The 16,420-nt window shown below is 74.0% G+C and carries 16 protein-coding genes; 1 reads left to right on the top strand and 15 read right to left on the bottom strand.

What is annotated here, in order from left to right:
- Positions 1 to 8: 8 nt before the first annotated feature.
- The 8 genes from OF852_RS04460 to OF852_RS04495 form a co-directional block, all read right to left on the bottom strand.
- A complete protein-coding gene (locus tag OF852_RS04460) occupies positions 9 to 1,754 on the bottom strand; it encodes a DUF1800 domain-containing protein (RefSeq protein WP_271120604.1) in 1,746 nt (581 codons plus the stop codon).
- A 106-nt stretch (positions 1,755 to 1,860) separates the two neighbouring features.
- Positions 1,861 to 3,402 (bottom strand): ribosome biogenesis GTPase Der, encoded by a 1,542-nt coding sequence (der, locus tag OF852_RS04465; RefSeq protein ID WP_271120605.1) that lies wholly within the window; start codon positions 3,400 to 3,402, stop codon positions 1,861 to 1,863.
- Positions 3,403 to 3,410: 8 nt separating this feature from the next.
- The gene (gene cmk, locus OF852_RS04470; RefSeq protein WP_271120606.1) at positions 3,411 to 4,112 is read right to left on the bottom strand and encodes a (d)CMP kinase; all 702 of its coding nucleotides are present in this window, start codon (positions 4,110 to 4,112) and stop codon (positions 3,411 to 3,413) included.
- 28 nt (positions 4,113 to 4,140) lie between these two features.
- Positions 4,141 to 5,232, bottom strand: a complete 1,092-nt coding sequence (locus OF852_RS04475; protein WP_271120607.1) for a prephenate dehydrogenase — start codon at positions 5,230 to 5,232, stop codon at positions 4,141 to 4,143.
- The gene (locus OF852_RS04480) at positions 5,229 to 6,008 is read right to left on the bottom strand and encodes a pseudouridine synthase (protein ID WP_271120608.1); all 780 of its coding nucleotides are present in this window, start codon (positions 6,006 to 6,008) and stop codon (positions 5,229 to 5,231) included. The genes OF852_RS04475 and OF852_RS04480 overlap by 4 nt, the downstream gene beginning before the upstream one ends.
- Positions 6,005 to 6,646 (bottom strand): SMC-Scp complex subunit ScpB, encoded by a 642-nt coding sequence (gene scpB, locus OF852_RS04485; RefSeq protein ID WP_271120609.1) that lies wholly within the window; start codon positions 6,644 to 6,646, stop codon positions 6,005 to 6,007. Before scpB ends, OF852_RS04480 begins: the two co-directional genes overlap by 4 nt.
- Positions 6,636 to 7,505 (bottom strand): segregation and condensation protein A, encoded by an 870-nt coding sequence (locus tag OF852_RS04490; protein WP_442908646.1) that lies wholly within the window; start codon positions 7,503 to 7,505, stop codon positions 6,636 to 6,638. The genes scpB and OF852_RS04490 overlap by 11 nt, the downstream gene beginning before the upstream one ends.
- Complete coding sequence (locus OF852_RS04495) at positions 7,489 to 8,379, bottom strand: ParA family protein (protein ID WP_271120611.1); 891 nt, start codon at positions 8,377 to 8,379, stop codon at positions 7,489 to 7,491. The genes OF852_RS04490 and OF852_RS04495 overlap by 17 nt, the downstream gene beginning before the upstream one ends.
- A gap of 93 nt (positions 8,380 to 8,472) precedes the next feature.
- Between OF852_RS04495 and OF852_RS04500 the strand changes: the two genes are divergently transcribed.
- Positions 8,473 to 9,255: an NAD-dependent epimerase/dehydratase family protein gene (locus OF852_RS04500; RefSeq protein WP_271120612.1), complete on the top strand. Its 783-nt coding sequence runs from the start codon at positions 8,473 to 8,475 to the stop codon at positions 9,253 to 9,255.
- 28 nt (positions 9,256 to 9,283) lie between these two features.
- Here OF852_RS04500 and OF852_RS04505 read toward each other — a convergent pair whose 3' ends face one another.
- The 7 genes from OF852_RS04505 to OF852_RS04535 all read right to left on the bottom strand — a co-directional run bounded on the left by OF852_RS04505 (position 9,284) and on the right by OF852_RS04535 (position 16,420).
- The gene (locus OF852_RS04505; RefSeq protein ID WP_271120613.1) at positions 9,284 to 10,261 is read right to left on the bottom strand and encodes a site-specific tyrosine recombinase XerD; all 978 of its coding nucleotides are present in this window, start codon (positions 10,259 to 10,261) and stop codon (positions 9,284 to 9,286) included.
- Positions 10,245 to 10,826, bottom strand: coding sequence for an NUDIX domain-containing protein (locus OF852_RS04510; protein WP_271120614.1), 582 nt, complete (start codon positions 10,824 to 10,826; stop codon positions 10,245 to 10,247). The genes OF852_RS04505 and OF852_RS04510 overlap by 17 nt, the downstream gene beginning before the upstream one ends.
- Positions 10,826 to 12,514: a CTP synthase gene (locus OF852_RS04515; protein ID WP_271120615.1), complete on the bottom strand. Its 1,689-nt coding sequence runs from the start codon at positions 12,512 to 12,514 to the stop codon at positions 10,826 to 10,828. The genes OF852_RS04510 and OF852_RS04515 overlap by 1 nt, the downstream gene beginning before the upstream one ends.
- A 160-nt stretch (positions 12,515 to 12,674) precedes the next feature.
- Complete coding sequence (recN, locus tag OF852_RS04520; RefSeq protein ID WP_271120616.1) at positions 12,675 to 14,399, bottom strand: DNA repair protein RecN; 1,725 nt, start codon at positions 14,397 to 14,399, stop codon at positions 12,675 to 12,677.
- Entirely contained in the window at positions 14,396 to 15,322 is a 927-nt protein-coding gene (locus tag OF852_RS04525) for an NAD kinase (protein ID WP_271120617.1), read from the bottom strand. The genes recN and OF852_RS04525 overlap by 4 nt, the downstream gene beginning before the upstream one ends.
- A gap of 119 nt (positions 15,323 to 15,441) precedes the next feature.
- Complete coding sequence (locus OF852_RS04530) at positions 15,442 to 16,260, bottom strand: TlyA family RNA methyltransferase (RefSeq protein ID WP_271120618.1); 819 nt, start codon at positions 16,258 to 16,260, stop codon at positions 15,442 to 15,444.
- Positions 16,253 to 16,420, bottom strand: a complete 168-nt coding sequence (locus tag OF852_RS04535; protein ID WP_271120619.1) for a hypothetical protein — start codon at positions 16,418 to 16,420, stop codon at positions 16,253 to 16,255. The genes OF852_RS04530 and OF852_RS04535 overlap by 8 nt, the downstream gene beginning before the upstream one ends.

A 16,420-nucleotide genomic window follows, 5' to 3' on the forward strand; every position in this document is an offset into this window, starting at 1 on the left:
CCTCCTGGCTAGCGGAGCTGGAAGTACGGGGAGTCGAGCACGAGCGCGACCGCGCGACCCGACTTCCACCAGTGGCTGCGCATGACATCCCCCGGTCGGAGGTCGGCGCCGGCGAGCACCGCCCGGCGGTGCGCCTCGCTCATGGGGACGCCGAGGAGCTTCGTCGAGATCGCGCGGAGCCAGGCGTCGGCGGTCATGGTCGTGGTCTGGGTCACGAGCTTGTGGGCCTCGGTGCGGCCGAAGGCGTAGCCCCACCAGATGAAGTTCCGGTGCACGTTCCAGCGGCTGATCATGGCGCCCGCGCCGAGCCAGGCGGCCGCGACGTCCGGATAGCCGTTGGGCGGCATCCAGCCGTACGGCGTCTGCCCGGACTCGTTGAGCGACCAGTAGAGGTGGCTCAGCGCCTTCTTGACGTCGGTGCCGCGCGTCACGCCGAGCACGCGCGCCGCGCCGACCGCGTCCTCGAGCGGGCGCCGCATCCGCATCCCCGTCGCCGACCAGAAGTCGCTCGAGAGGAACACGGCGCGCACGACCTGGCGGATGTCGGTGTCGTGCTTGAGATAGACGGCCGCGAGACGGTTCACCAGGTCGCTGCTCGGCGAGTCGGAGACGAAGCGCACGGCGATCTTGCGGGCGATCTTCTGCGCCGTCGCGGGGTGCCGGGCGAGGTAATCGAGGTAGGCGTCGCCGACCGCCTCGCCGCCGCTCGCGCTCGCGTTCTCGTGCGTGAATCCGAGCACCTTCACGGCGCCGACGTAGTGGTCGTTTGCCTTGTAGCGGTACTGCCCGTAGGTCGAGCGGTAGCGCTCGAGCCAGCCCTCCCAGGAGCGGCCCGAGAGGATGCGCGCGCTGTTCTTGACGTCGTCCTCGGTGTAGCCGCCCGCGATCCCGACCGTGTGGAGCTCGAGCAGCTCGCGCCCGAGGTTCTCGTTGACGTGGGCCTTCCGCGACTCGTCGTTGTTGAGGTAGCTCAGCATCGCCGGGTGCTTCATCGCCGCGCGCAGCATGCTCGAGTACTTGCCGAAGGCGTGCTTGCGGATGACGTTCTTGAGGTAGTCGGGGCCGGTCGCCCACTGCTCGCCCGGCATCGGGACGTGGAGGTGGTTGGCGAAGATGTCGACCGTGATCTCGAAGAGCTGGCGGTTCGAGAAGACCTGCAGGCCGAGCGCCGCGTAGCAGGTCTGCAGCATCCCGTCCCAGCTGTAGTCCTTGCTGTTCGCGAGGATCTTCGCGCTCGAGCCGAAGGCGAGCGGGAACGAGGTCCAGGCGGCGGCGTCCGTCTGGGCGATCTTCGTCGGGTTGAGCTGGCGCTCGAGCCAGCCGTCGATGCCGAGCTTCTTGAGGTCGGCGACGTCCTTCGCGCGAGGGCCGAAGGTCGCGCGGCGCAGCAGGTGCGACTTCGCGGTGCCGGCGTCGAAGAGGGGGGTGGGGGTGCGGCGGGCGGCGAGCGCCGCGGCGCGGAAGGTCGTGTACTGCTTCCCGACCGGCACCTCGGCGGCCGCCGCGGCCGGCATGCCGAGCGCCGCGCTCTCATCCGCCGTCGACGGCCCGCCGCCGAGCATGGGGCGGAAGGCGACGGCGCGGGGCGAGGCCGGCGGTCGGGAGGCGGAGGCCGGCGCGGGCGCGGATGCCGGTGCGGCGGCGAGCGGCGCGGCGGAGGCGGCCGATGCCTGCGAGGCCAGCGCGGAGAGCGCGGCGACGCCGCCGAGCCCCAGCAGGGCACGACGGGACGCGCTCGTGCTCGACTCGGTCACGCGGTCCCCCTTCCGCTCCGGTGAGCACACCGTACCCGGAGGAGACCGCGCCGGTACACCCCCCGAGCGGGAGGGGCCGGACGGGGCGGGCGACGGGCGCGAGGGCCTAGCGCTCGCGCTTGCGCTTCTCCCGCACGCGCATGTTGACCTCGATGGGGGTGCCCTCGAAGCCGTACACCTCGCGCAGGCGCCGCGTGATGAAGCGGCGGTACTGCGGGTCGAGGAAGCCGGTCGTGAAGAGCACGAAGGTCGGCGGGCGCGTCGAGGCCTGCGTGCCGAAGAGCACGCGCGGCTGCTTGCCGCTGCGCACGGGGTGCGGGTGCTCCGCCGTGAGCTCCGCGATGAGCGCGTTGAGCTTGCCGGTCGGGATGCGGGTGTCCCAGCTCTGCAGCGCGAGCTCGAGCGCGGGCACGAGCTTCTCGAGGTGCCGGCCGGTGCGCGCCGAGATGTTGACGCGCGGCGCCCAGGCGACGTGCGCGAGATCCTGCTCGATCTCCCGCTCGAGGTAGCGGCGGCGGTCGTCGTCGAGGAGGTCCCACTTGTTGTAGGCCATGACGAGCGCGCGGCCCGACTCGAGCACGAGGTCGATGATGCGCAGGTCCTGCACCGAGACGGGCTCGGTGACGTCGATGACGACGACCGCGACCTCCGCCTTCTCGAGCGCCGCGCTCGTGCGGAGCGAGGCGTAGAAGTCGGCACCCTGCTGGAGGTGCACGCGCTTGCGGATGCCCGCGGTGTCGACGAAGGTCCAGATCTTCCCAGCCAGCTCGACCTGCTCGTCGACCGGGTCGCGCGTCGTGCCCGCGAGCTCGTTGACGACGACGCGCTCCTCCCCCGCGGCCTTGTTGAGCAGCGAGCTCTTGCCGACGTTCGGCCGACCGAGGATCGCGACGCGGCGCGGCCCGCCGATCTCCTGCTTCGCGACCGCGGAGACCTCGGGCAGCACGGTCATGACGTGGTCGAGGAGGTCGGCGACGCCGCGGCCGTGGAGGGCCGAGAGCGGCCACGGCTCGCCGAGGCCGAGGCCCCAGAGCTCGGCGGCCTGCGGGTCCTTGACGGCGTCGTCGGACTTGTTCGCGACGAGGATGACGGGCTTGCGGGAGGCGCGCAGCATCCGCACGACGTGCTCGTCGGTCGCGGTCGCGCCGACGTTGATGTCGACGACGAACAGCACCGCGTCCGCGAGATCGACGGCGACCTCCGCCTGGGCGGCGACGGAGGCGTTGATGCCCTGCGCATCGGGCTCCCAGCCGCCCGTGTCGACGAGCGAGAAGCGGCGGCCGAGCCACTCGGCCTTGTAGGTGACGCGATCGCGGGTCACGCCCGGCTTGTCCTCGACGACGGCCTCGCGGCGGCCGAGGATGCGGTTGACGAGCGCCGACTTCCCGACGTTCGGCCTTCCGACGATCGCGAGCACCGGCAGCGCCGGGAGGTAGGTGATGCCCTCGGGCCCCTGCTCGGCGCCCTCGAGCAGCTCGAGGTCCTCCTCGTCGAGCTCGAAGTCGTCGAGCCCCGCGCGGAGGGATGCGGCACGCCGCTCGGCCGCGTCGTCGTCGATCGTCTCGAGCCGGGTGACGAGCGCCTCGGCGCTCTCCTCGGGCTCGCGGAACTCGGCCTCGCCGGTCCCGCTCTGCTCGCGGTCGTCCATGGTGTCCTCTAGTCCTTCTGCGCCGCCCGGCGCACGAGCTCGACGACCGCCTGCACGGTCTCATCGAAGTCGAGCTCGGTCGAGTCGACGGTCGTGACGCCCTCGGCCGCCGTCAGGAAGTCGACGACGCCGGCATCCTGCCGGTCGCGCTCGCTCAGCTGGCGGGCCGTGGCGGCCTGCTCGGGCGAGAGCTCCTTCGCGCGTCGGGCGATTCTAACCTCCTCGTCGGCGGTGAGCAGGATCCGCACCTGCGCATCCGGCGCCACGACGGTCGTGATGTCGCGCCCCTCGACGACGATCCCCGGCCGCGGGGTCTCCCGGATGAGCCGGCGGAACTGCACGTTGAGCGCCTCGCGCACCTCGGGGACGCGCGCCACGAGGCTCACGACGCCGGAGACGCGCGGCTCGCGGATCTCCTCCGTGACCTCCCGACCCTCGACGTGCACCCGGGCGCCGTCCGCGCCGGGCTCCACGTCGTAGCGGAACCCGCCGAGCACGGCACGCACGGCGTCCGCGTCCTCGAGTTCGATGCCGAGGTCGAGCGAGCGCCACGCGAGCGCCCGGTAGCCGGCGCCCGTGTCGAGGAAGTCGTAGCCGAGCGCGCGCGCCGCCGCACGGCTCACGCTCGACTTGCCGCTGCCGGCGGGTCCGTCGATCGCGACGACGACGGGTCGGGGGGCGTCTGCGGTGCTGGCATCCGTGCTGCTCATGGGTCTCCTGATGGTGGGGTCGCCGGGGTCAGCGGCCGGCCTCGACGAGCGACCAGCCGCGCGCCGTGAGCGCCTCGGCGAGGCGCGCCGCCGCGTCCGGGACGACGGCGATCTCGGCGAAGCCGAGCTGGGCGCCGGGCGAGTGCTCGAGGCGCAGGTCCTCCATGTTGACGCCCTCCTCGCCGATCTCGGTGAGGAGCCGCGCCAGCTGGCCGGGGGTGTCGTCGATCTTGACGGTGAGGCTCGCGAAGCGCCGGTCCTGGCCGTGTTTGCCGGGGATGCGGCCGACGCCGGCGTTGCCGTGGGCGATCGCCTCGGCGAGGACGCGGCGGGCGCCGGGCGCCTCGATGTCCCCGAGGGCGCCGATCACGGCATCCAGCTCGGCGCGGAGCGGCTCGAGCACCTCGCGCACGGCGTCGGCGTTCGCGGCGAGGATCTGGACCCAGAGCGCGGGATCGCTCGAGGCGATGCGGGTCGTGTCCCGCAGTCCCTGCCCGGCGAGGCCGAGCGCGCGGTCGGCGCCGTCGCGGAGTCGGGCGGCGAGGAGGGAGGCGACGAGCTGGGGGGCGTGGGAGACGAGCGCCACGCTGCGGTCGTGCTCGGCGACGTCCATCTCGACCGGGATCGCGCCGAGATCGAGGACGAGGTCCTCGAGGGCGGCGGCCCGGCGGTAGGCGATCCCGTCGTGGCCGGCGAGGATCCAGGGGCGTCCCGCGAAGAGGTCGGCACGCGCCGAGACGGCGCCGCCGCGCTCGCGGCCGGCCATGGGGTGGCTGCCGAGGTAGCGCGAGAGGTCGGCACCCCGCGCGCGCAGCTCCTCGAGCGGCTGCAGCTTGACGCTCGCGACGTCCGTGACGAGCGCATCGGGGAAGCGCTCGAGCTCCGCCTGCACGACCGCGGCGGTCACATCCGGCGGCACGGCCACGACCACGACCCCGGGGGCGTCGTCCTCGGCCGGGGCGCGCCCCGCGCCGTAGTCGATCGCGAGACGCCGCGCGGAGGGCGAGGCGTCGTCGAGGACGACGTCGACGCCGTGCTCGCGGAGCCCGAGGCCGATGCTCGCGCCGAGGAGCCCGCTGCCGACGATGCGCACCTGCTGGGCGAGCCGGCGCTCCGTCATGTCGTCCTGCCCTGCTTCTCCTCGGTGCCTGCCCGCGAGACCGTGAGCAGCTGGCCGAGTTCGAGCTTAGTGAGGTCGCGGGTGCGGCCCGCGCCGAGGGTCCCGAGGTGCAGCGGACCGAACTGACGTCGGACCAGCTCCTGCACGGGGTGCCCGACCTCGGCCATCATGCGGCGCACGATCCGGTTGCGGCCGGAGTGGAGGGTCAGCTCGACCATGCTCCGCCCCTGCGAGGGCTCGCCGACGAGCCGCGCGCGGTCGGCGCGGATGGGGCCGTCCTCGAGCTCGATGCCGCGCTCGAGGGTGCGGAGCGTCTGCGGCCTCACGAGCCCGCGCACGGTCGCGATGTAGGTCTTCTCGACGCCGAAGGAGGGATGCGCGAGCACGTGCGCGAGCTCGCCGTCGTTCGTGAGGACGAGCAGCCCCGTCGTGTCCGCATCGAGGCGGCCGACGTTGTAGAGGCGCTCCTCGTAGCGCTCGGTGTACTCGCGCAGGTCCGGGCGCCCCTGCTCGTCGCGCAGCGAGGAGACGACCCCGCGCGGCTTGTTGAGCATGATGTAGCGCTTGCCGGGGTCGAGCTGCACGGCCTGGCCGTCGACCGAGAGGAGGTCGACCGCGGTGTCGATCCGCCGTCCCGGCTCCGTCACGACCTCGCCGTTGACCTCGACGCGCCCCTCGGCGATGAGCTGCTCGCTCACGCGTCGGGAGGCGACGCCCGCCGCGGCCATCGCCTTCTGCAGCCGCTCGCCCTGCGGCAGCCCGCCCTCGCCGCTCATCGCTCCTCGAATCCCTCGGTGCCGTCGGGGAGGAGCGGCGAGATGAGCGGCAGCTCGTCGAGGGAGTTGATGCCGAGGTGCTGGAGCAGCAGCTCGGTCGTCGCGTAGTGGATCGCGCCCGTCTCGACGTCGGTGTGCGACTCGGTGATGAGGCCGCGGCCGAGCAGCGTCCGCACGACCGAGTCGACGTTGACGGCGCGGATCGCGGCGATCGCGCCGCGGCTGATCGGCTGCCGGTAGGCGATCACGGCGAGGGTCTCGAGGGCCGCCTGCGAGAGACGGGTCGGGTTCTGGGTGAGGACGAAGTCCTTCACGACCTGGTCGTGCTCGGCGCGCACGTACACGCGCCAGCCGCCGCCGACCTCCCGCAGCTCGAAGCCGCGGACCGGCCCGCCCGCCTCCCCCGCGTAGTCGGCGACGAGGCGCGCGATGCTCTCGCGCACGGCCGCGACCGGGCTGTCGAGCGCGGTCGCGAGCGCGACGACGCCCTGCGGCTCGTCGACGACCATGAGGATCGCCTCGATGGCGCGGTCGAGCTCGTCCGGCGTGCGCGGGGCGCGGACGGGCGCGGTCGACTCCTCGGCCTCGGGGGCGGGCTCCGTCGCGGTCACGCCGGCGGCGAGGTCCTCATCCGTCATAGTCGGCTCCCAGGTTCGCAAGCTGATCGTCGTTCCAGTGCTGCGCGGTCCAGCGGATCGTGAGCTCCCCGAGCGGCTCGAGCTGCTCGAAGGAGACCGCCGCATGACGATACAGCTCGAGCACCGCGATGAAGCGCGCGACGACGACGCCGCGCAGCTCCGCGCCCGCCACGAGGTGCCGGAAGGTGAGCGGCTGCCCCGCGCGGAGGAGGCCGACGACGTGCGCCGCCTGCTCGCGGATGCTCACGAGCGGGGCGTGGAGGTGGTCGAGCCCGACCGTGGGGATCTCGCGCGGCGCCATCGCGAGGGCGGCGAGCGCGGCGAGGTCCTCGGGGCCGAGCGTCCAGACGAGCTCGGGCGTCTGCCGCCGGAAGCGGTCCTCGAGGCGCACCGAGCGGGTGTGGCGCGTCGACTCCGCGTCGAGGTGCCCGCCGAACCAGGCGGCGGCCTCCTTGAAGGCCCGGTACTGGAGGAGGCGGGCGAACAGCAGGTCGCGCGCCTCGAGCAGGGCGACGTCCTCCGCGTCGACGAGCTCGCCGCGCGGGAGGAGCCCCGCGATCTTGAGGTCGAGGAGGGTGGCCGCGACGACGAGGAACTCGCTCGCCTGATCGAGCTCCTCCTCCGTCTCGAGGCCCTTGAGGTAGCCGATGAACTCGTCGGTGACACGGCTCAGCGACACCTCGGTGATGTCGAGCTCGTGCTTCGTGATGAGCGAGAGCAGGAGGTCGAAGGGCCCCTCGAAGTTGTCGAGGCGCAGCCGGAAGCCCGGCTCGTCGACGACCGTCTCGGCCGCGGCCGCCGCATCGGCGGGCGCGGTCACCGGATCCGCCGAGGCGGGGGCCTCAGGCGGCGGCGCCACGGTGGATCAGCTCCCGTGCGAGCTGCCGGTACGCCTCCGCCGCGCTGTGCTCGGGCGCGAAGGCGAGGATCGGGGTCGCCGCGACCGAGGCGTCCGGGAACTTGACGGTGCGCCCGATGACGGTCTCGAGCACGTCGTCGCCGAAGGCGTCGACGACCCGCTCGAGCACCTCGCGCGAGTGCAGCGTGCGCGCGTCGTACATGGTCGCGAGGATGCCGTCGAGCCGGATCGCCGGGTTGAGCCGGTCGCGGATCTTGTCGATCGTCTCGACGAGGAGCGCGACGCCGCGGAGCGCGAAGAACTCGCACTCGAGCGGGATGAGGACGCCGTGCGCGGCCGTGAGCGCGTTGACCGTGAGCAGGCCGAGCGAGGGCTGGCAGTCGATGAGGATGACGTCGTAGCGGTCGCTCACCTTGCGGAGCACCTGCGCGAGGATCTGCTCGCGCGCCACCTCGTTGACGAGCTGCACCTCGGCGGCCGAGAGGTCGATGTTCGCCGGGATCACGTCGAGGCCGGGCGTCGAGGTCTGGTGGATCGCGCCCTCGACGTCCTTCGAGGTGCCGAGCATGAGGTCGTAGATCGTCGTGACGTCGTGGCTCGGGACCCCGAGGCCGGCGCTCAGGGCGCCCTGCGGGTCGAAGTCGATCGCGAGCACGCGGCGTCCGTAGCCGGCGAGGCTCGCGCCGAGGTTGATGGTCGTCGTCGTCTTGCCGACGCCGCCCTTCTGGTTGCAGAGGGTGATGATGCGCGCCGGGCCGTGCGAGTCGAGCGGCTCGGGCACCGGGAACGCGGTGCGCGGGCGGCCCGTCGGGCCCAGCGCCGCGGCGGCCTCGAGCCCGGGGAGCTCGGCCACATCGTTCCGCTTCGCCGTCATGCCGACGAGTCTAGGTCGCGCCCCGCGAGGCGCCCGGCCGACTCGCTTCAAGCTGAGGTCGAAGGTCTGCGCACGCCCGGGTAGCGTGGCGGCATGGCGATCACGGCGGTCATCACGGGCGGCTCGGGCGAGATCGCCTCGCTGCTGCGTCCGAGGCTCCTCGCCCGGGGATGGCGGCTGCGCCTCCTCGACACGGCACCGCTCCCGACGCCGGCCGGCGACGGCGAGACGGCGGTCGAGGCCTCGATCCTCGACGACGCGGCGCTCGACGGCGCGCTCGCGGGCGCCGACCTCCTCGTGCATCTCGCGGCGTTCCGCGCCGAGCGCGCCTGGGCCGACATCCTCTCGGCCAACATCGACGGCACCCGCGCCGTCCTCGAGGCGGCCGTGCGGCAGGGCGTGCGCCGCGTGCTCCTCGCGAGCAGCATCCATGCGGTCGGCTTCGCGGGCCTCGAGGCGACCGCCGCCCCGGGGCCGCTCCTCCCCCGGCCCGACAGCTACTACGGCGTCTCGAAGGCGGCGCTCGAGGCGCTCGGCTCGGTCTTCGCGGACCAGCACGGCCTCTCGGTCGTCTCGGCCCGCATCGTCAACGCGACCGCCGCGCCGGACGACGCCGCGCGCGACCGCGTGGCCTGGTTCTCGCCCGACGACGCCGCCCGGCTCGTGGATGCCGTGAGCCGTCTCGAGGAGCCGGGTCACCGGATCGTGTGGGGCGTCTCGGCGGGCGGGGCGCCCTGGTTCGACCTGGGGCCCGGTCGCGCGATCGGCTACGAGCCGCAGGACGACGCGAGCCGGAGGGGTGATCTCGAGGCGGACCTCCCCGAGCACGTCGGCCATCCCTTCACACGGTGGCCGCTCGGCGAGCCGATGGACTGAGGCGAGGCCCGCGACAGCGCGCCCGCGCTCAGCGCGCTCGCGGGTGCGCGACCGTGTAGGCGTCGCGCAGGGCGTCCGCCGTGACGTGCGTGTAGATCTGCGTCGTCTGCACGTTCGCGTGCCCGAGCAGCTCCTGCACGACCCGCACGTCGGCGCCGCCCTCGAGCAGGTGCGTCGCGAACGAGTGGCGCAGCGAGTGCGGCGAGAGCTCCAGGTCGAGCTCGGCGCGCTCCGCGGCGGCGCGGATCGACAGCCAGGCGCTCTGCCGCGAGAACCGCGCACCGCGGGCGCCGAGGAAGAGGGCCGGGTCGGCGACGCCGCGCGCGGCGAGGCGGGGCCGCGCGCGCACCAGGTACGCGTTGACGGCATCCCGCGCGAAGCGGCCGACGGGCACGATGCGGTGCTTCCCGCCCTTGCCGCGCAGCCGCACGAGCTCGGCGGCGGTGCGACCGCCGTCCTCCGCCTCCCCCGCGACGAGGTCGTCGACATCCAGCGCGACCGCCTCCGAGATGCGGGCGCCCGTCGCATAGAGCAGCTCGAGCAGGGCGCGATCGCGCAGGCGCACCGGGTCGTCGCCGTCGCACGCGCCCAGCAGCCGCTCGACCTGCGCGATCGAGAGCGTCTCGGGGAGGCGGCGCGGCTGCTTCGGCGGTCGCGCGTCGGCGGCGGGGTCGTCCGCGAGCTCGCCCTCCTCCACGAGGAACCGCGTGAAGCCGCGGATCGAGGAGAGCACGCGCGCGACGCTCGAGGCCGCGAGCGCGCCCGGCCCGTCGCGGAGCGAGCGCTGGTACCCCGCGATCGCCTCCGCCGTGAGGAGCTCGGGGATGCCGGCGCCCGGGTCCGCGGGCAGCGCGTCGAGGAGCGCGCCGAGATCCCGGCGGTAGGCCTCCGCGGTGTGGCGCGAGAGCCCGCGCTCGATCGAGACGTGCCGGAGGTAGCGCTCGAGCTGGCGCGCGAGGGCGGGATGCGGCGCGCGGCCGCCGTCTGGCTCAGCTGCGGCGGGCATGGGCGGCGAGCACCGCGATGATGAGGATCGAGTTCGCCAGCCGCCCGTCGAGGACGGCCGCGACGGCCTCCTCGAGCGGCACCCAGCGGGTCACGATCTCGGCCTCCTCCTCGGCGCGCGCGAAGGTGTCGGGGGCGTCGCGCAGGCCGCGGGCGAGGAAGACGTGGAGCACCTCGTCGCTGCCGCCCGGCGAGGTCGCGAAGCGCACGAGCTCGCTCCAGTCCGCGGCCTCGAGGTCGACCTCCTCGGCGAGCTCGCGGCGCGCGGCCTCGAGGGGCGGCTCGCCCTCGACGTCGAGGAGGCCGGCCGGCAGCTCCCACTCGCGGCTGCGCACCGGATGCCGGTACTGGTTGATGAGGAGCACGCGCCCCTGCTCGTCCATGGGGAGCACGGCGACGGCGCCGGGGTGCTCGACGTATTCGCGCACGAGCTCGTTCCCGCCGAAGCGGAAGCGGTCGCGCCGGATGTCCCACACCTTCCCGGCGAAGGCCCGCTCGCTCTCGACGATCTCGGCCGGATCCGCGTGGTCGCGGAGCTCGCCGTCCCGGACGCCGTCGAGATCCATCAGGCCTCGACGGGGGTCTCGGCGCCGGACTCCTGCACCTCGAAGAGCCGCGAGGCCCGCTGGCGCTCGAGGGCCGCCTGCACGAGCCCGCGGAAGAGCGGGTGCGCGCGGTTCGGGCGCGAGCGGAGCTCGGGGTGCGCCTGCGTCGCGACGTAGTACGGGTGCACCTCGCGCGGCAGCTCGACGAACTCGACGAGCGTGCCGTCGGGCGAGGTGCCGGAGAAGCTGAGGCCCGCCGCCGCGATGCGGTCGCGGTACGCGTTGTTGACCTCGTAGCGGTGGCGGTGGCGCTCGTGGACGCTCTCGGCGCCGTAGGTCTCGGCGACGACGGACCCGGGGGCGAGCGCCGCCTCGTAGAGGCCGAGGCGCATGGTGCCGCCGAGGTCGCCGCCCGAGATGATGTCGACCTGCTCGGCCATCGTGGCGATCACGGGGAACTCGGTGTCGGGGTCGAACTCGCTCGAGGAGGCGCCGGGCAGCTGCGCCTCGTGGCGCGCGTACTCGATCACCATGCACTGGAGGCCGAGGCACAGGCCGAGCGTGGGGATGCCGTTCTCGCGCGCGAAGCGGAGCGCCCCGAGCTTGCCCTCGATGCCGCGCACGCCGAAGCCGCCGGGCACGCAGATGCCGTCGACGTCGGAGAGGTTGCGGGCGGCGCCCTCGGGCGTCTCGCACTCGTCGGAGGGGATCCAGCGGATGACCGCCTTCGCCTGGTTCGCGAAGCCGCCCGCCTTGAGCGCCTCGGTCACCGACAGGTAGGCGTCGGGCAGGTCGATGTACTTGCCGACGAGGCCGATCGTCACCTCGTGCTTGGGGTCGTGGACGGTCTCGAGCAGCGACTCCCACCCGGTCCAGTCGACCTCCGACTCGCCGAGCCCGAGCTGCTCGATCAGGTAGGCGTCGAGCCCCTGCGAGTGGAGCATGTTCGGGATGTCGTAGATGGAGGGCACGTCGACCGCGTTGACGACCGCCTGCTCCTCGACGTCGCACATGAGCGCGATCTTGCGCCGGTTCGACTCCGAGACCGGGCGGTCGCTGCGGAGCACGAGCGCGTCCGGCTGGATGCCGATCGAGCGGAGCGCGGCGACGGAGTGCTGCGTCGGCTTCGTCTTCTGCTCCCCGGAGGCGTTCATGAAGGGCACGAGCGAGACGTGGACGAAGAAGACGTTGCGGCGGGTCAGCTCGTGGCGCACCTGGCGCGCCGCCTCGATGAAGGGCTGCGACTCGATGTCGCCGACGGTGCCGCCGATCTCCGTGATGATGACGTCGGGCGCGGGCTCCCCGTCGGGGCCGGGCTGCGCCTGGAGGCGCATGCGGCGCTTGATCTCGTCGGTGATGTGCGGGATGACCTGCACGGTGTCGCCGAGGTACTCGCCGCGGCGCTCCTTCGCGATGACGTTCGAGTAGATCTGCCCCGTGGTGACGTTGGCGGCCTGCGAGAGGTCGATGTCGAGGAAGCGCTCGTAGTGCCCGATGTCGAGGTCCGTCTCGGCGCCGTCGTCGGTGACGAACACCTCGCCGTGCTGGAACGGGTTCATCGTGCCCGGGTCGACGTTGAGGTAGGGGTCGAGCTTCTGCATCACGACGCGCAGTCCGCGGGCGGTGAGGAGGTTGCCGAGGCTGGCGGCGGTGAGGCCCTTGCCGAGCGAGGAGACCACGCCCCCGGTCACGAAGATGTGCTTGGTCACGGCCGCAGAGGAATTGTTCACCACGGGGTTTCATCGTATCCGACTCGGGGCGCTCCGTGTCGCGTGGAGACGCCGTCGGGCGCGTTGCGGATCGGGGCCCTCCGCGTGAGGTGAGCGCGAGCACCTCGCGGGCACGAGCCGATCATGCCCGTTCGGGCCCTCACACGGTCTCCTGCAGGGCGAGGAGCTCCCGCGCGTGGTCGAGTCCGCTCTCGCTCTCGGCGAGGCCGCTGAGCAGCCGCGCCATCTCGGCGACGCGCTCCTCGCCCTCGAGGCGGTGGACGCTGGATGCCGTGATCGCCCCGTCGCGGTCCTTCACGACGGTCAGGTGGTTGCCGGCGAAGGCGGCGACCTGCGCCAGGTGCGTCACGACGATGACCTGCGAGCTCTGCGCGAGGCGGGCGAGGCGCCGCCCGATCTCGATGGCGCTCGCGCCGCCGACGCCCGCGTCCACCTCGTCGAAGACGAAGGTCGGGACGGGGTCGCTCGCACCGAGCACGACCTCGATCGCGAGCATGACCCGCGAGAGCTCGCCGCCCGAGGCGCCGCGCGCGAGCGGCCGGGCCGGGGCGCCCGCATGCGGACGCAGCAGCAGCTCGATCTGGTCGCGGCCGTGCTCGCCGATCTCCTCCTGCGGCGAGACCCGCACCTGGAGCACCGCATCCGGCATCGCGAGCGCCGCGAGCTCGGCGGTCACGGCCGCGCCGAGCCGCTCGGCGGCCGCGATGCGGAGCGCGCTCAGCAGCTCGGCGAGCCGCCGGGCCTCCGCGAGGTCCGCCTCGACGGAGGCGGCGAGCTGCTCGATGCGGTCGCCGTCGCCGTCGAGCTCGAGCAGCCGCGCGCTGCCGCGCTCGAGCAGCTCGATCGCGGCCTCCAGCCCGCCCTCGCCGTGCCGGCGCGCGAGCCCCGCGAGCTCGGCCCGGCGCTCGTTGACGAGCTCGAGCTCCCGGCTGCGGTCCGCGTCGAGGCCGTCGAGGTAGCCGGCCAGCTCGGTCGAGGCCTCGGCGAGCGTGTACGAGGCGGAGGCGAGCAGCTCGGCCGCCGGCGCGAGCGCCGGGTCATGGGCGGCGACGCGATCGAGCGCGCGACGCGCCGACTCGACGAGGGATGCGGCGTCGAGCGGCCCCTCGGGCGCGGCGTCGCCGGCGCCCTGCCCCGAGACCTCCGCGAGCGCCTCGCCCGCCGCGAGCCGCAGCTCCTCGAGGTTGCCGAGCCGCTCGGCGCGCTCCCCGAGCTCGCGGTCCTCGCCCGGCTTCGGATCGATGCGCTCGATCTCCTCGATCGCGGCGCGCAGCTCCGCCGCCTCGCGGACCCGGGCATCCTGCTCCGCGACGAGCACGTCGAGATCGCCGCGGGCCTCCTGCCAGCGCCGGTGCACCTGCCGGTACTCGGCGAGCCGCTCACGCAGCTCCTCGCCCGCGTAGCGGTCGAGCGCCTCGCGCTGGGCGCTCGCGGAGCGGAGGCGGATCTGATCGGACTGGCCGTGGACCACGACGAGCCCGCCGCCGATCTCGTGGAGCACCCCGACGGGCGCGGATCGCCCGCCCACGACGGCGCGGCTGCGGCCGTTCGCCGCGACCGAGCGGGAGAGCATGAGCGCCGCGCGGCCCTCGCCGAACTCGTCGAGCTCGCCGCCGGCCTCGCGGGCGCGGGATGCCGCCTCGCCGTGCGCCGAGACCTCCCAGGTCCCCGCGACGACGGCCTCCCCCGCGCCCTGGCGCACCGCGCCGCTGTCGGAGCGCTCCCCGAGCAGCAGGCCGAGCGCCGTCACGACCATGGTCTTGCCGGCGCCGGTCTCGCCGGTGATGGCGGTGAAGCCGGGGCCGAGCGGAAGCGAGGCCTGGCCGATGACGCCGAGATCGCGGATGCTGAGCTCCTCGATCATGTCGTCGCGCCCTCGCCCTCGAGCGGTCCGCGCCAGCCGTCGACGGGGAGGTTGAATCGGTTCACGAGGCGGTCCGTGAAGGGCCCCGGCGTGAGCCGCGCGAGGCGCACCGGCTCCTCGGAGCGCCGCACGACGATGCGCGCGCCGCTCGGCACCTCGAAGGCGCGGCGGCCGTCGCACCAGAGGACGGCGGAGGCGCGCGTGCGGGTCAGCAGCTCGACGCCGAGCGAGGACTCGGGGCCCACCACGAGCGGGCGGGCGAACAGCGCGTGCGCCGACAGCGGCACGAGCAGCAGCGCCTCGACGCTCGGCCAGACGACCGGACCGCCGGCCGAGAAGGAGTAGGCGGTCGAGCCGGTCGGGGTCGCGAAGACGACGCCGTCGCAGCCGAAGGTGGAGAGGGGGCGCTGGTCGACCTCGACGAGCACCTCGATCATGCGCTCGCGGCTCGCCTTCTCGACGGTCGCCTCGTTGAGGGCCCAGGTCTCGTAGACGACCGAGTCCTCGTGCTTCACGCGCACCCAGATCGTCATGCGCTCCTCGACGGCGTAGTCGCGCGCGAGCGCGCGGTCGACCGTCTCGTCGAGCTCCTCGCGGTCGCGCTCCGCGAGGAAGCCGACGTGCCCGAGGTTCACCCCGAGGAGCGGCGCCGAGCCGCCCCGGGAGAGCTCGGCGGCGCGCAGGATCGTGCCGTCGCCGCCGAGGACGATGACGAGCTCGAGCGCCTCGACCCCGACCTCCTCGAGCGAGCGCACCTCGCCGAGCCCCGGGTCGGCCGCGAGCAGATCCGCGCGCTCGTCCGCCGAGAGCACGGGCACGAGCCCCGCGGCACCGAGCCGCCGGCACACGGCGACCCCCGCCTCAAGCGAGTCGGCGCGACCGGTGTGGGCGACCACGAGGATGTGGCGCGCGTCCTCCGTCATCGACGTCCTCTCGCTCGGGGATGGTGCTCCCCCATTCTGTCGGATCGACGCCCGGCGCGCGCCGGGAACCGCATGGGACGTGGAGGGATGCCGGAGGATCCGGCCTGTGGAGGAGGCGTTCAGCGCTCGGCCGCGAGCTCCGCGATCCGCGCGCGCCACGCCGCGGCGGGACGCCCCGGTCCGTCCTCGCCGTGGAATCTCACGAGGTACTCGCGGTTGCCGTCCGCGCCCGCGATGGGCGACTCGAGCACATGGCCCGCGAGCAGTCCGAGCGACTCCGCCGCCTCGAGCACGCCCGCGATCGCCGATGCGCGGTGCCCGGGATCCCGCACGATCCCGCCTCGGATGCCGCCTCGGCCCACCTCGAACTGCGGCTTCACGAGCAGCAGCCAGTCGGCGTCCGCCGCCGCGAGCGGGCGGAGCGCGGGCAGCACGAGCCGGAGCGAGATGAACGAGAGGTCACCGACGACCGCACCGGGCGCCTCGGCGGTGCCCGAGGCCGCGGCGAGGCGCTCCCGGTCCAGCTCTCGTGCGTTGACGCCCTCGACGACGCGGACGCGCGGATCCTCGCGCAGCACCGCCGCGAGCTGGTCGCGGCCGACGTCGAGCGCGATCACCTCGCGCGCGCCGCGCTCGAGCGCGACCTGCGTGAAGCCGCCCGTCGAGGCGCCGACGTCGAGCACGAGCCGTCCGCCGAGCTCCATCCCCGTCGCCTCGAGCCCGGCGAGCAGCTTGCGCGCGCCGCGGCTCACGTAGCGGTCGTCGACGGCGAGCCGGAGCTCGTGCCCGTCCCCGACGCGGAGCGCCGCCTTGCGCACCACCGCCCCGTCGAGCCGGACGACCCCCTCCGCGAGGAGCTGGGCTGCGTGCGCCCGCGAGCGGGCGAGACCGCGGGCCGCGAGCTCGACGTCGAGCCGCCGCGGCGCCGGCTCAGCCATCCCGGCGCGCGTCGCCTGCCTCGAGCCGCGACCGGAGCTCCTCGTGCAGCTGTGCATACGCGGCGGCTCGATCGCCGAGCACCTGGTCCTCGATGACGCGCAGCCGCGGCAGGAGTCCGTCGTCGGCGCCCTCGCGGTGCTCGCGCTGCTCATCGCTCAT

Source organism: Homoserinibacter sp. YIM 151385, assembly GCF_027912415.1.
Classification (GTDB): Bacteria; Actinomycetota; Actinomycetes; order Actinomycetales; family Microbacteriaceae; genus Schumannella.

Excerpts from the sequence above, each read along its gene's own strand:
- der (WP_271120605.1), bottom strand. The coding sequence starts at position 3,402 with ATGGACGACCGCGAGCAGAGCGGGACCGGCGAGGCCGAGTTCCGCGAG.
- OF852_RS04525 (WP_271120617.1), bottom strand. The coding sequence starts at position 15,322 with ATGACGGAGGACGCGCGCCACATCCTCGTGGTCGCCCACACCGGTCGC.
- OF852_RS04475 (WP_271120607.1), bottom strand. The coding sequence starts at position 5,232 with ATGACGGAGCGCCGGCTCGCCCAGCAGGTGCGCATCGTCGGCAGCGGG.
- scpB (WP_271120609.1), bottom strand. The coding sequence starts at position 6,646 with ATGACGGATGAGGACCTCGCCGCCGGCGTGACCGCGACGGAGCCCGCC.
- OF852_RS04510 (WP_271120614.1), bottom strand. The coding sequence starts at position 10,826 with ATGGATCTCGACGGCGTCCGGGACGGCGAGCTCCGCGACCACGCGGAT.
- OF852_RS04500 (WP_271120612.1), top strand. The coding sequence starts at position 8,473 with ATGGCGATCACGGCGGTCATCACGGGCGGCTCGGGCGAGATCGCCTCG.
- cmk (WP_271120606.1), bottom strand. The coding sequence starts at position 4,112 with ATGAGCAGCACGGATGCCAGCACCGCAGACGCCCCCCGACCCGTCGTC.
- OF852_RS04530 (WP_271120618.1), bottom strand. The coding sequence starts at position 16,260 with ATGGCTGAGCCGGCGCCGCGGCGGCTCGACGTCGAGCTCGCGGCCCGC.
- OF852_RS04495 (WP_271120611.1), bottom strand. The coding sequence starts at position 8,379 with ATGACGGCGAAGCGGAACGATGTGGCCGAGCTCCCCGGGCTCGAGGCC.
- OF852_RS04535 (WP_271120619.1), bottom strand. The coding sequence starts at position 16,420 with ATGAGCGATGAGCAGCGCGAGCACCGCGAGGGCGCCGACGACGGACTC.
- recN (WP_271120616.1), bottom strand. The coding sequence starts at position 14,399 with ATGATCGAGGAGCTCAGCATCCGCGATCTCGGCGTCATCGGCCAGGCC.
- OF852_RS04505 (WP_271120613.1), bottom strand. The coding sequence starts at position 10,261 with ATGCCCGCCGCAGCTGAGCCAGACGGCGGCCGCGCGCCGCATCCCGCC.
- OF852_RS04480 (WP_271120608.1), bottom strand. The coding sequence starts at position 6,008 with ATGAGCGGCGAGGGCGGGCTGCCGCAGGGCGAGCGGCTGCAGAAGGCG.